Origin of the sequence: Klebsiella sp. 54, assembly GCF_018223875.1 — a bacterium.
GTDB classification, from domain to species: domain Bacteria; phylum Pseudomonadota; class Gammaproteobacteria; order Enterobacterales; family Enterobacteriaceae; genus Klebsiella; species Klebsiella quasipneumoniae.
Window position 1 is genome coordinate 693096 of the sequence record NZ_JAGRRA010000002.1, and the last position, 13149, is coordinate 706244.

Genomic DNA, 13149 nt, shown 5'->3' on the forward strand with positions numbered 1-13149 from the left:
CAAGTTTAAAATCTTGCTGCGGCGCACAAAATGGACAAGCCGGGGCGTGCAGCCCCGGAGAGAGGTCAATCGTTGAAGGGAGCGCTGTTATCGAGGACGGCCTGAATGACGTTCAGCGCGCCGTCATGGTTATTATCGTCGGTCGCGTATCCGGCGATAGCCTTAATGCTGTCGGCGGCGTTACCCATGGCGAAAGCGTATTTCACCAGCTTCAGCATTTCGGCGTCGTTGCCGCTGTCGCCGATGGCCACGCACTGCTGCGGCGACAGGTTCCAGCGCTTGAGCAGGCGGCTGATGCCGTTGGCTTTATGCAGGCCGGGAATAATCAAATCGACAAAGCCAAAGCCGCTGGTGACCGGCTTCATAATGCCGTCGAGCGACACGTGCAGTTTATCGATCAGCTGCGGGATCTCACTGTCCGGCAGGTTCAGAGAGAATTTGAACAGCGTATCGTCGATGGCGTGATAGTCGCTTACCCGCTGCAGACGGTGGTAGTGCTTTGACATCAGGTCGACGAAGGCATCCGGGGCGTTATCGCTGACGTAAGCGCTCTGCAGGCCGCAGGCGACGAAGTTCAGCTGCGGATCTTTGAGTAATTCGCCAATCACCACCTGCGATTCGTGGCGGGTCAGTTCGCCGTGGAACAGCTGCTTACCATGCGCAAAGACCAGTGCGCCGTTTTCGGCGACGAATGAGATCTGCTCGCGGATCTCCGGGAAGAAGGAGATCAGCTGATAGTACTGGTTGCCGCTGGCGACAACGAATTCAATGCCGCGCTGCTGCAGCTGGGCGAATTGCGCCAGAAACCGTGCGCGATCGTAGGTTTTGGCGTCATTGAGAAAAGTTCCGTCCATATCGGTGACGATAACTTTAACGGTCATAAGGGGGTGCTCCTGGCTTAACTTCGACCAGTAACATTCTAATTACAATGTGATGGGGAGCACAAATTTATTTCGAATGAAAGTTCATGCATTCAGAAAATGCCGGGAGGCGGCGTTGCCTTTCCCGGCCTGCAGGACAGGGAAGGCCCGCTAAGCGTCGCGCCAGCGGGCCTGAGGGGTTACAGCGTATGCTCGGTACGGGCGATGATATCGTCCTGGGTATCCGGCGACAGGGCGGTAAAGAACGCCGAGTACCCGGCGACGCGCACCACCAAATCGCGGTACTGGTCGGGGTGTTTCTTCGCCTCCAGCAGCGTGTCGCGCGAGACAATGTTGTACTGGATATGCCAGCCTTTATGCACCTCGAAGAAGGTGCGCAGCAGCACCATCAGCTTCTGCTTATCGGACTCGTTCTCCAGGGTGGACGGATTCAGCTTCTGATTAAGCAGCACGCCGCCGAGGATCGCCCCGGTGGGCAGTTTACCCACCGAACTGATGACCGCCGTCGGCCCCAGATGGTCGGTTCCGGAGGCCGGGCTGGCCCCTTCCGCCAGCGGGGTGTGCGCTTTACGGCCATCCGGCGTCGCCATGGTCTGCGCGCCGAACGGCACGTTGGCGGAGATAGACGACGTGCCGGCGTAATAGTTGCCGCCGATCGGGCCGCGGCCATAGCGCGGGTTGTGATACTGCTTCAGCTCGTCGATATAGGTCTGGTAGGCCCGCGCCAGCAACGTGTCCACGCTGTCATCATCGTTACCGTACTTCGGCGCGCCGTTGATCAACCGCTGGCGCAGCTGCTCGTGGGTCAGGCCGTCGAAATCTTCCGCCAGCGCCTTCGCCAGTTCCTGCTGGCCGATAACGCCCTGATCGAAGACCAGCTTTTTCACCGCCGCCAGGCTGTTGCCGAGGTTGGCGATGCCCACCTGCAGGCCGGACACCCAGTCATATTTCGCGCCGCCTTGCTTGATACTCTTCGCCCGTTCGATGCAGTCGTCCACCAGCGCCGAACAGAGAATATCGTGGACGTTCTCTTCCAGCATGGTATCGACCACGTACTCAATCTCAATCGACTTACGGGTGTAGTAGCGGATCTGGCGGTCCCAGTCGGCCAGCACCTCGTCGAAGTTAGCGAAGTTGCCTTTCGACAGGGCGTGCTCCTGCGGCAGAAACACCTGGCCGCTGGTGGCATCGCGGCCGCCTTCCAGCGTCGCCAGCATCACCCGCGCGAAGTTGATAAAGCTCATGCCGGTGCAGCGATAGCCCCATTTGCCGCCGACCGCAGTTTCGATACAGCCGATGGCCGCATAATCGTAGGCGTCCTGCGGCTCAATACCCAGCTTGATAAATTCCGGGATCACGATTTCGTCGTTATTAAACGCTGGCATACCGAAGCCGCAGCGGATCACCTGGACGCAGGCGTCGAGGAAATCGTTGCTCATTCCGGCGTGGTAGCGCACGCTGAGGTTCGGCTGGGTCGAACGCAGACGACCGCAGGATTCCAGGATGGCATACGACAGCGGGTTGACCGCGTCCTGCGGCTGGCCATCCACCAGGTTCTGGCCGCCGATGGTGACGTTCTGATACAGCGGGCTGCCGGCCGAGGCCTTGGAGTGCGAGCCGGAGCGGATCTTGTTAACCTCCAGCAGCTTCAGCCAGCAGCTGTGCAGCAGCTCAATGGCCTGTTCGCGATCTAACGATTGCTGCAGCTCAACGTCGCGGCGGTAGTACGGATAGAGGTACTGGTCCATGCGGCCAAACGAGACCGAGTGGCCATTGGATTCAATCTGCAGGATCAGCTGAATGAAGTAGCACAGCTGCAGCGCCTGCCAGAAGGTCTTCGGCGGCTCATGGGCGATGATGTCGCAGTTTTCGGCAATCGTCAGCAGCTCCTCGCGGCGTGCGTCACGGGATTCTGCCGTCGCCATCTCGCGCGCCAGCGCGGCGAAGCGTTTGCTGTGGTCGCTGACCGCCGCCAGCACAATATCAATCGCTTTCAGGAACTGTTCGCCGTGCAGGTCTTCCAGCACCGTCAGATTGATGCGCGACCGGCGTTCGGCGACTTTTGCACGCAGGCCGTCCAGGCCTTTCTCCAGCAGCAGCGGGTAGTTGACCGCCAGGTGGGCGTCGCCGGAGGTCATATTGCCCTCTGCCTTAATAATGCCGGTGGCGAGCAGCGCTTTCTGCTCATCGGTAAACATGCCGTAGCAGCGGTCCTGTACGGTCTGGCCGCGCCACCACGGGCACACTTCATGCAGCACGCGCTTGTTCTCTTCGCTGACCGCGAAGCCGGCGCCGGGGCGGTCGGCGAGATCGTCGATCTCTTTCTCGATCCAGCTGACGGTGTATTCCGGGAAGATCGGCGCGGCGCGCACTTCGCTGGCCTGGTTGCCGACGATCAGCTCATCGTGCTTGATCCAGATGGTGCGCTCGGCAAGGTGATGCGCCAGCGCCAGGGCACGACGCACCGGGATTGGCTTATCAAGATGCTGCTGATACATCTCGGTGTAGTGGCGGGCGCGTTCGGTACAGACCGGTGGCTTGACAATATGCACCAGCGCCATTTTATGGGCCTGGATGCGGGCGCTGAGGGTGTTGAGTTTCAGAGTCGTCATAGGGTTATCCTCGTAAGATCGCCGTTAGCCCCTTGCTCCGCGCATAATCCTGCGCAAAGGCGAGCAGCTCGGGAGCATCCAGCGGTTTATCCGGTGCGGTGTAGGGCTGACTGAGTAACTGGTATTTATTCATTCCCAGCGTGTGGTAGGGCAGGAAATGGATTTCGCTGACCCGCAGGCGGTCGGCGGCAAAATCAGTGATGGCGGTGATGTCGGCTTCGCTGGCGTTGAATCCCTGGATTAACGGCACGCGAATGATCATGTTTTTCCCCGCCTGCGCCAGACGCTGCAGGTTGTCCAGCACCCGGCGGGCGCTGCCGTCGGTCCACTGCCGGAAAACGGCCTCGTCGACATGCTTCAGGTCGGCGAGAAACAGGTCGACGAAGGGTAAAGCCGGTTCAATGTATTTCCAGGGGACGTGCAGGCAGGTTTCCACAGCAGTATGGATCCCTGCCTGATGGCTGGCCTCGAACAGCGCCCGCGCCAGGCCCGGATTCATAAAGGGTTCGCCGCCGGAAAGGGTGATGCCGCCGCCACTGCGATCGTAAAAGGGTTTATCGCGCAGCACCGTCGCCATGATCTCCTCGACGCTCTTCTCTTCGCCGCACACCGTGAGCGCGGTGGTGGGGCAGCAGTCGCGCAGCGCGGCGATATGGCTGTCGTTAACGTGTTGCCGGTGAATGATCAGGCCATCGAGGGTGCGGGTGATAACCGCCGGCGCCGCCTGCTGGCACAGCTCGCAGCCGGCAAGGCACAGGCGCGGGTCATACAGCAGGTCTTCGCTGCGGGCGCGGCTCTCCGGATTCTGGCACCAGCGGCAGCCCAGCGAGCAGCCTTTCAGGAAGACGACGGTGCGGATCCCTGGGCCGTCATGGGTGGAATAGCGCTGGATATTGAAGATCATGGCTTACCCTCTCGTTTGCGTATGAATATAAAAACACTTTCGAATGAAAGTTATATTGATGCAAATCAACAAGCGGGATGGAGATAATCGCCAGGGGATAGAATAACGGCAGAGGTCACAACCTCACCGGCGACGATCCTCGCCGGTGGTTGAACGTTAGCGCGTACCGCATACCTCGCACTGCGGGTGGCGCATCAGCTTCATTTCACGAAACTGGCAGGTCATGGCGTCGTACATCACGATTTTTCCGCTGGCAGGGGTGCCGTAGCCGGTCAGCAGCTTAATGGCCTCCATCGCCTGCAGGGAACCGATAGTGCCCACCAGCGGGGCCATCACGCCGGCTTCGACGCAGGTGAGGGCATTTTCGCCAAACAGGCGGCTCAGGCAGCGGTAGCAGGGTTCGCCCTGCTGATAGGTGAAGACGCTGATCTGCCCCTCCATGCGGATCGCCGCCCCGGAAACCAGCGGGGTTTGGTGGCGGAAGCAGCCGGCGTTGAGCTGGTTACGGATGGCGACGTTGTCGGTGCAGTCGAGCACCAGATCGTGCCCGGCAATCTGCGCCGCCAGCGCCGGTTCGTCCAGTAAGGCATTGAGCGGCACCAGATGAACGTGCGGATTAATGCGCGCCAGCGCCTCGCGGGCGGAATCCACCTTAGGCTGGCCGAGGGTGGCATCGCTGTGCAGCGTCTGGCGCTGCAGATTGGAGAGCGAGACGGTGTCGAAATCGAGCAGGGTGAGCTGCCCCACCCCGGCGGCGGCCAGATACTGCGCGGCGGCGCAGCCAAGCCCGCCGAGGCCGACCACCAGCACCCGAGCGGCCTTTAGCCGCTCCTGGCCGTCAAAATCAAAACCGCGCAAAACAATCTGCCGGTTATAGCGCAGCATCTCTTCATCGCTCAGCTCCACGGCCATTACAGCCCCCCAAACAGATGGCTGAACGGTTCGACCTCGACCCATTCGCCCGCTTCAACGTGGCCGCGCTCGCGCTCCAGCACGATAAAGCAGTTGCCGAGGCTGAAAGAGCTGAAAATGTGCGAGCCCTGATGGCCGGTGGTGGTCACCACCAGCTCGCCGTCCGGGTTGCGCTGCAGAATACCGCGTTGAAAATCGAGGCGGCCCGGCGACTTTTTCAGTCGTGTGGCGGCGCGTACCCGCAGGCGGGTTGCCTGAAGCGGGCCGTACTTGCCCGAGAGCTTCGCCAGCAGCGGCTGCACCAGCTGACAGAAGGTGACGGTGGCGGAAACCGGGTTGCCCGGCAGGCCGCAGAACCAGCTGCTGCTGAGCTTGCCGAAGGCGAAGGGTTTGCCCGGCTTGATCGCCAGCTTCCAGAAGCCGATCTCCCCCAGCTCTTCAAGAATGGTTTTGGTGTAGTCGGCTTCGCCCACCGAGACGCCCCCGGAGCTGATGACCACGTCGGCCTGCTGGTCGGCGGCGATAAAGGCCTCACGCAGTTGCGCCGGATCGTCAGGAATAATGCCGAGATTAATGACCTCGCAGCCCAGCTGTTCGAGCATCAGATGCACCGCCAGGCGGTTGGTATCGTAAATCTGGCCGTCGCCGAGCGGTTGACCCGGCAGCTGCAGCTCATCGCCGGTCGAGAAGACCGCGACGCGAATCTTGCGCACCACCTCGACGTCGGCAATGCCCAGCGAGGCCAGCACCGGCAGCTCGGCTACCGTCAGCGGCGTTCCCGCCGGGAAGACCACCGCGCCATGGGCGATATCTTCTCCGCGGCGGCGAATATGCTGCCCGGCTTTCACCGGCGCGGTAAAGCGCACGCCGGCGTCGGTCTGTTCAGTCTCTTCCTGCATGACTACCGCGTCGCAGCCTGCAGGCACCGGCGCGCCGGTCATAATGCGGATACAGGTGCCGGTGGGCCAGGCGTCGTGAAACGGCTGGCCGGCGAAGGCCTTCCCGGCGACCGGCAGGGCCGCGCCGTCGCGAAGGTCGCTCAACCGGACGGCATAGCCATCCATCGCCGCGTTATCAAAGCCGGGGACATCCAGCGGGGAGATAATGTCATGGGCGGTAACGCGCGCGAAGGCCTGCAACAGCGGTACAGTTTCCGTGGCGCTCAGCGGCGTAATACGATCGAGCATCTGGGTGAGGGCTGTGTCGAGCGGCATCAGTCCGGCGGTAAAATCCATGGGTCACTCCTGCGGGCAAAACGGCGAAAACGCCTATTATGGCAGAAAAGCGGCGCGGGCTGTATGCCACCTGGGTACGAGGCTTTACATCGCCCGCCGCTCTTTCTATATTCAAAAATTGTATAAGACATTCAGCAATATAATGATATCAATACCCTTATTCCTGACGTGACCGGCGCCGCGACGCGCTACGACAGAGCGGGGGCTATCCACTTCATCGTTAAGGACTGGCGAAATGGGCAAGGCGGTTATAGCAATTCACGGCGGCGCAGGGGCGATTTCTCGCGCGCAGATGACGCCGGAGCGGGAGCGGGAGTACGTGGCGGCGCTGTCGGCTATCGTCGAAAGCGGACAGAAAATGTTGGCTGCGGGCGCCAGTGCGCTGGATGCCGTGACCGAGGCCGTCCGTCTGCTGGAGGAGTGTCCGCTGTTTAACGCCGGGATCGGCTCGGTATTTACCCACGATCAAACCCACGAACTGGACGCCTGCGTGATGGACGGCTACAGCCTGCAGGCGGGGGCGGTGGCCGGGGTCAAACATTTACGTAATCCGGTGCTGGCGGCGCGTCTGGTGCTGGAGAAGAGCCCGCACGTGCTGCTGATCGGTGAGGGGGCGGAAAATTTCGCCTTCTCCCACGGAATGGCGCGCGTCGATAACGATCTCTTTTCCACCCCCGAGCGCCTGCTGCAGCTGCAGGAGGCGAAAGCGGGTGGGGAGATCATCCTTGACCACCATGCCGCTCCGCTCGACGAACGCCAGAAAATGGGCACCGTCGGGGCGGTGGCGCTCGATCTGGCCGGCAATCTGGCGGCGGCGACCTCCACCGGCGGCATGACCAACAAACTGCCCGGACGCGTTGGCGACAGCCCGCTGCCGGGCGCAGGGTGCTACGCCAACAACGCCAGCGTGGCGGTCTCCTGCACCGGCACCGGCGAAGTCTTTATGCGTACTCTGGCGGCCTACGATATCGCCGCCCTGATGGAGTACGGTCAGCTCAGTCTCTATTCTGCCTGCGAGCGGGTGGTGATGGAGAAGCTGCCGGCCCTCGGCGGCAGCGGCGGACTGATTGCCGTCGATCGCGAAGGCAACGTCGTTTTACCGTTTAACAGCGAAGGCATGTACCGCGCCTGGTGCTATGCCGGCGATACGCCGACCATTGGCATTTATCGCGAATAGAACAAGGGAGAGGGAGAGTGCCGCAAACTCACGAAACGGATACCTGCGAAGTACTGGTGGTGCGCAACCTGAACGTGGCGTTTCGCCAGCAGGATGCGCCAGAGGTGCAGGCCGTGCGTCAGCTTTCCTTCAGCCTGCGCCGCGGCGAGACGCTGGCGATTGTCGGGGAGTCTGGTTCGGGAAAATCGGTCACCGCTCTGGCGCTGATGCGTCTGCTTGACGCCGCCAGCAGCGAGGTGAGCAGCGAGGGGCTGTGGCTGCGACGGCGCAACCGGCAGGTGATCGCGCTCAATGAGCAATCGGAGGCCGAAATGCGCCGGGTACGCGGCGCGGACCTGGCGATGATTTTTCAGGAGCCGATGACTTCGCTGAACCCGGTGTTCACCATCGGCGAGCAGATCGCCGAATCCCTGCGTCTGCACCAGGGGCTGGGGCGCGAAGAGGCGCTGCGCGCGGCAAAAAAGATGCTCGACCAGGTGCGTATTCCCCAGGCGGAAGAGATGCTCTCACGCTATCCGCACCAGCTCTCCGGCGGCATGCGCCAGCGGGTGATGATCGCCATGGCACTCTCCTGTCGGCCGGCGGTGCTGATTGCCGACGAGCCGACCACGGCGCTGGATGTCACCATCCAGGCGCAAATTTTGCAACTTATCGCCGTCCTGCAAAAGGAGATGGCGATGGGGGTAATCTTTATCACCCATGACATGGGGGTGGTGGCCGATATCGCCGATCGGGTGCTGGTCATGTATCGCGGCGAGGCGGTGGAGACCGGCAGCGTCGAGGAGATTTTCCGTTCACCGCAGCACCCTTATACGCAGTCGCTGCTGGCGGCGGTCCCCCGGCTGGGGGAGATGCGCGGTCGGGATCTGCCGCGCCGCTTTCCGCTGCCGGGGCAGCCGCTGGCGGAGACAGAAACGCCAGACACGGTGGTGGCGGGGGAGCCGATTCTGCAGGTGCGCGATCTGGTGGCCCGTTTCCCGGTGCGCGGCGGGCTGCTCAATCGCGTGACGCGCGAAGTGCATGCGGTGGAGAAGGTGAGTTTTGATCTCTGGCCGGGAGAGACCCTCTCTCTGGTGGGGGAGTCCGGCTGCGGCAAGTCGACCACCGGCCGGGCGCTGCTGAGGCTGGTTGAGACCCAGGGTGGCACCATTACCTTCGACGGTCAGCGGATCGATACCCTCTCCGGCAGCAAGCTGCAGTCCCTGCGGCGCAATATTCAGTTTATTTTTCAGGATCCTTACGCCTCGCTCGATCCGCGCCAGACGGTCGGCGATTCGATTATGGAGCCGCTGCGGGTGCATGGCCTGCTGGACAGGGAGGCGGCGCGCGAGCGGGTCGCCTGGCTGCTGAAGCGCGTGGGGCTGCAGCCGGAGCATGCCTGGCGCTACCCCCACGCCTTTTCCGGCGGCCAGCGGCAGCGGATCTGCATTGCCCGCGCGCTGGCAGTGAATCCGAAGGTGGTGATTGCCGATGAGTCGGTGTCGGCCCTGGATGTCTCCATTCGTGCGCAGATTATCAATCTGATGCTCGACCTGCAGCGCGAGATGGGCATCGCGTTTCTGTTTATTTCCCATGATATGGCGGTGGTGGAGCGCATCAGCCACCGCGTGGCGGTGATGTATCGCGGCCGGATTGTCGAAATCGGCCCGCGCCGCGCAGTGTTTGAAAACCCGCAGCACCCCTATACCCGTAAGCTCATGGCTGCCGTACCGGTGGCCGACCCGGCCTACCGTCATCCGCAGCGGGTCCTGCTGTCTGATGACGTCCCGGGCAATATCTATAAGCGGGGCGAGGAGATCGCCAGCCCGCCATTGCAGCAGGTTGGGCCGGGCCACTTCGTCGCCCGCGACGCCGCCGACGTGCTGGGCAGAACATAACAACACATAACGCACCTTTTCAGGAGAACACGATGACACAACCTGTTTCACGCAAATGGTGGCTGGCGCTGAGTATCGCGGCGGCCCTGGCGAGCGCCCCCGCTTTTGCTGCCAAAGATGTAGTGGTGGCGGTCGGGTCTAACTTCACGACGCTCGACCCCTATGATGCTAACGATACTCTGTCGCAGGCGGTGGCGAAGTCCTTTTATCAAGGCCTGTTCGGCCTTGATAAAGAGATGAAGCTGCAAAATGTTCTTGCCGAGAGCTACACCGTGTCGCCGGATGGCCTGGTGTACACCATCAAGCTGCACAGCGGGGTGAAATTCCAGGATGGCACCGACTTTAACGCCGAGGCGGTCAAGGCTAACCTCGACCGCGCCAGCAACCCGGAAAACCATCTCAAGCGCTATAACCTGTATAAAAATATCGCCAGCACCGAGGCGGTTGATCCGACCACGGTGAAAATCACCCTTAAACAGCCGTTCTCGGCGTTTATTAATATTCTCGCCCATCCGGCGACGGCGATGATTTCGCCGACGGCGCTGAAAAAATATGGCAAGGATATCGGCTTCCACCCGGTGGGCACCGGGCCGTATAAGCTCGATACCTGGAACCAGACCGACTTCGTGAAGGTCAGCAAGTTCGATGGCTACTGGCAGCCGGGGCTGCCGAAGCTGGATTCCATTACCTGGCGACCGGTGGTCGATAACAATACCCGGGCGGCGATGCTGCAGACCGGCGAGGCGCAGTTTGCCTTCCCGATCCCCTACGAGCAGGCGCCGCTGCTGGCGAAAAACAGCAAACTGGAGCTGGTGGCCAGTCCGTCGATCATGCAGCGTTACATCAGCATGAACGTGACGCAGAAACCGTTCGATAATCCGAAGGTGCGCGAAGCGATCAACTACGCCATCAACCGCCAGGCGCTGGTCAAGGTGGCGTTTGCCGGCTATGCCACCCCGGCGACCGGCGTGGTGCCGCCATCGATTGCCTACGCTCAGAGCTACCCCGCGTGGCCTTACGATCCGGCGAAAGCGCGCCAGCTGCTAAAAGAGGCCGGCTACCCCAACGGGTTTAGCACTACGCTGTGGTCGTCACATAACCACAGCACCGCGCAGAAAGTGCTGCAGTTTACCCAGCAGCAGTTGGCGCAGGTGGGCATAAAGGCGCAGGTGACGGCGATGGACGCCGGTCAGCGGGCGGCGGAAGTGGAAGGTAAAGGGCAGAAAGAGAGCGGGGTACGGATGTTCTATACCGGCTGGTCCGCCTCCACTGGCGAAGCCGACTGGGCGCTGTCGCCGCTGTTTGCTTCCCAAAACTGGCCGCCGACCCTGTTTAACACCGCTTTTTACAGCAACCCGCAGGTGGATAGCGCGCTGAGCGAGGCGCTGAAAACCACCGATCCGCAAGAGAAAACCAAACTCTATAAAGCGGCGCAGGATATTATCTGGAAAGAGTCGCCGTGGGTGCCGCTGGTGGTGGAGAAACTGGTCTCCGCCCACAGCAAGAACCTCACCGGCTTCTATATCCAGCCGGACACCGGCTTCAGCTTCGAACAGGCAGATTTAACACCGTGAAGGTCGAGATGATGCCCTCCGGCGCTAGTGGGCGGAGGGCGGTTTTTCCGCGGGGCGGGTTGTGGAGGTACGATGCTCAACTATGTGATTAAGCGCCTGCTGGGGCTGATCCCCACCCTGCTAATCGTCGCGGTGCTGGTGTTTCTCTTCGTCCATATGCTGCCCGGCGACCCGGCGCGGCTGATTGCCGGACCAGAGGCCGATGCCCAGGTGGTGGCGATGGTGCGCCAGCAGCTGGGGCTTGACCAGCCGCTGCACGTCCAGTTCTGGCACTACATCACCAACGTGCTGCGCGGCGATTTTGGCATGTCCATGGCCTCGCGGCGTCCCGTTGCCAGTGAGATAGCCAGCCGCTTTATGCCCACCCTGTGGCTGACGCTGGCCAGCATGAGCTGGGCAGTGCTGTTTGGCATGGCGGTGGGGATCGCGGCGGCGGTGTGGCGCAATCGCTGGCCTGACCGTCTGGGAATGGCGCTGGCGGTGAGCGGTATTTCGTTTCCGGCCTTTGCCCTCGGCATGTTGCTGATGCAGGTGTTTTCGGTTGAGCTGGGCTGGCTGCCGACGGTGGGCGCCGACAGCTGGCGGCACTATATTTTGCCGTCGCTGACCCTCGGCGCGGCGGTGGCGGCGGTGATGGCGCGCTTTACCCGCGCGTCGTTCGTCGATGTGCTGCATGAAGACTATATGCGTACCGCCCGGGCGAAAGGGGTGAGCGAAACGCGGGTGGTGCTCAAGCATGGTCTGCGCAATGCGATGATCCCGGTGGTCACCATGATGGGGCTGCAGTTCGGTTTCCTGCTCGGCGGCTCGATCGTCGTGGAGAAGGTCTTCAACTGGCCGGGGCTGGGGCGACTGCTGGTCGATTCGGTAGAAATGCGCGATTACCCGGTGATTCAGGCGGAAGTGCTGCTCTTTTCGCTGGAGTTTATTCTTATCAATTTAGTGGTGGATGTGCTGTACGCGGCCATAAACCCGGCTATCAGGTATAAGTAAGGTGCGATTGCTTAACTGGAGAAGGCAGGCGGCGCTGAACGCCATGCCGGGCATCAGGCCCGGCGAAATCCATACCCCCTGGCATGAGTTCTGGCGGCGCTTTCGGCGTCAGCCGGTGGCCATGGGCGCCGGTATTTTCGTGCTGTTGCTGATTGCGGTGGCCATCGTCGCCCCATGGATAGCGCCGTACGATGCGGAAAATTATTTCGACTACGACCGGCTTAACGAGGGGCCTTCGCTGGTGCACTGGTTCGGTGTCGACTCTTTGGGGCGCGATATTTTCAGCCGGGTGCTGGTGGGGGCGCAGATCTCGCTGGCCGCGGGGGTGCTGGCGGTGCTGATTGGCGCGGCCATCGGCACGGTGCTTGGGCTGCTGGCCGGCTACTATGAGGGCTGGTGGGACCGGCTGATTATGCGTCTGTGCGACGTGCTGTTCGCCTTTCCGGGGATCCTGCTGGCGATCGCGGTGGTCGCCGTCATGGGTAGCGGGATGGCCAACGTGATTATCGCCGTGGCGATCTTCTCGATCCCGGCGTTCGCCCGGCTGGTGCGGGGCAACACCCTGGTATTAAAGCAGCAGACCTTTATTGAATCGGCGCGCAGCATTGGCGCCAGCGATGCCACCATCCTCTTCCACCACATCCTGCCGGGGACGGTGTCGTCGATCGTGGTTTATTTCACCATGCGCATTGGGGTATCGATTATTTCGGCGGCCAGTCTGTCGTTTCTCGGTCTCGGCGCGCAGCCGCCCACGCCAGAGTGGGGCGCGATGCTCAACGAGGCGCGGGCGGATATGGTGATGTCCCCGCACGTGGCGCTGTTTCCGGCGGTGGCGATTTTCGTGACCGTGCTGGCGTTTAATCTGCTGGGGGATGGCCTGCGCGATGCGCTGGATCCGAAGTTAAAGGGGTAGGGGACGTCGGGTGACGGTCTGGCGCACGACGGGGGGCTAAGCTGCATCGGTTGCCACTTTCTCTGCCCGGG

The 13149-nt window shown here is 61.7% G+C and carries 10 protein-coding genes; 5 read left to right on the forward strand and 5 right to left on the reverse strand.

The genetic code is table 11. The features are described from left to right. Positions 1-65: 65 nt before the first annotated feature. From KHQ24_RS05005 to moeA, 5 genes are all read right to left on the reverse strand, one after another. Positions 66-881 (reverse strand): Cof-type HAD-IIB family hydrolase, encoded by an 816-nt coding sequence (locus tag KHQ24_RS05005; RefSeq protein ID WP_032455759.1) that lies wholly within the window; start codon positions 879-881, stop codon positions 66-68. Between the two features lie 179 nt (positions 882-1060). Further along, positions 1061-3493, reverse strand: a complete 2433-nt coding sequence (locus KHQ24_RS05010; protein WP_004886253.1) for a formate C-acetyltransferase/glycerol dehydratase family glycyl radical enzyme — start codon at positions 3491-3493, stop codon at positions 1061-1063. A 4-nt stretch (positions 3494-3497) separates the two neighbouring features. Next, positions 3498-4397 (reverse strand): glycyl-radical enzyme activating protein, encoded by a 900-nt coding sequence (locus tag KHQ24_RS05015; protein ID WP_004886257.1) that lies wholly within the window; start codon positions 4395-4397, stop codon positions 3498-3500. 156 nt (positions 4398-4553) lie between these two features. After that, on the reverse strand, positions 4554-5309 hold the full coding sequence (gene moeB, locus KHQ24_RS05020; protein WP_032455761.1) for a molybdopterin-synthase adenylyltransferase MoeB: 756 nt from the start codon (positions 5307-5309) through the stop codon (positions 4554-4556). Continuing rightward, entirely contained in the window at positions 5309-6544 is a 1236-nt protein-coding gene (moeA, locus tag KHQ24_RS05025; RefSeq protein ID WP_049115005.1) for a molybdopterin molybdotransferase MoeA, read from the reverse strand. Before moeA ends, moeB begins: the two co-directional genes overlap by 1 nt. Positions 6545-6779: 235 nt before the next feature. Here moeA and iaaA point away from each other — a divergent pair, with 235 nt between their 5' ends. From iaaA to gsiD, 5 genes are all read left to right on the forward strand, one after another. Further along, positions 6780-7721, forward strand: coding sequence for a beta-aspartyl-peptidase (gene iaaA, locus KHQ24_RS05030; protein WP_023320035.1), 942 nt, complete (start codon positions 6780-6782; stop codon positions 7719-7721). A 17-nt stretch (positions 7722-7738) separates the two neighbouring features. After that, positions 7739-9598, forward strand: coding sequence for a glutathione ABC transporter ATP-binding protein GsiA (gene gsiA, locus KHQ24_RS05035; RefSeq protein ID WP_211777145.1), 1860 nt, complete (start codon positions 7739-7741; stop codon positions 9596-9598). 32 nt (positions 9599-9630) lie between these two features. Beyond that, the gene (gene gsiB, locus KHQ24_RS05040; RefSeq protein WP_004886272.1) at positions 9631-11172 is read left to right on the forward strand and encodes a glutathione ABC transporter substrate-binding protein GsiB; all 1542 of its coding nucleotides are present in this window, start codon (positions 9631-9633) and stop codon (positions 11170-11172) included. Between the two features lie 72 nt (positions 11173-11244). Then, on the forward strand, positions 11245-12165 hold the full coding sequence (gene gsiC / locus KHQ24_RS05045; protein ID WP_087832378.1) for a glutathione ABC transporter permease GsiC: 921 nt from the start codon (positions 11245-11247) through the stop codon (positions 12163-12165). A 1-nt stretch (position 12166) separates the two neighbouring features. Continuing rightward, positions 12167-13078 carry a glutathione ABC transporter permease GsiD gene (gene gsiD / locus KHQ24_RS05050; protein ID WP_004886276.1) on the forward strand — a complete coding sequence of 304 codons (912 nt, stop codon included), beginning with the start codon at positions 12167-12169 and terminating at the stop codon, positions 13076-13078. Positions 13079-13149: the final 71 nt, after the last annotated feature.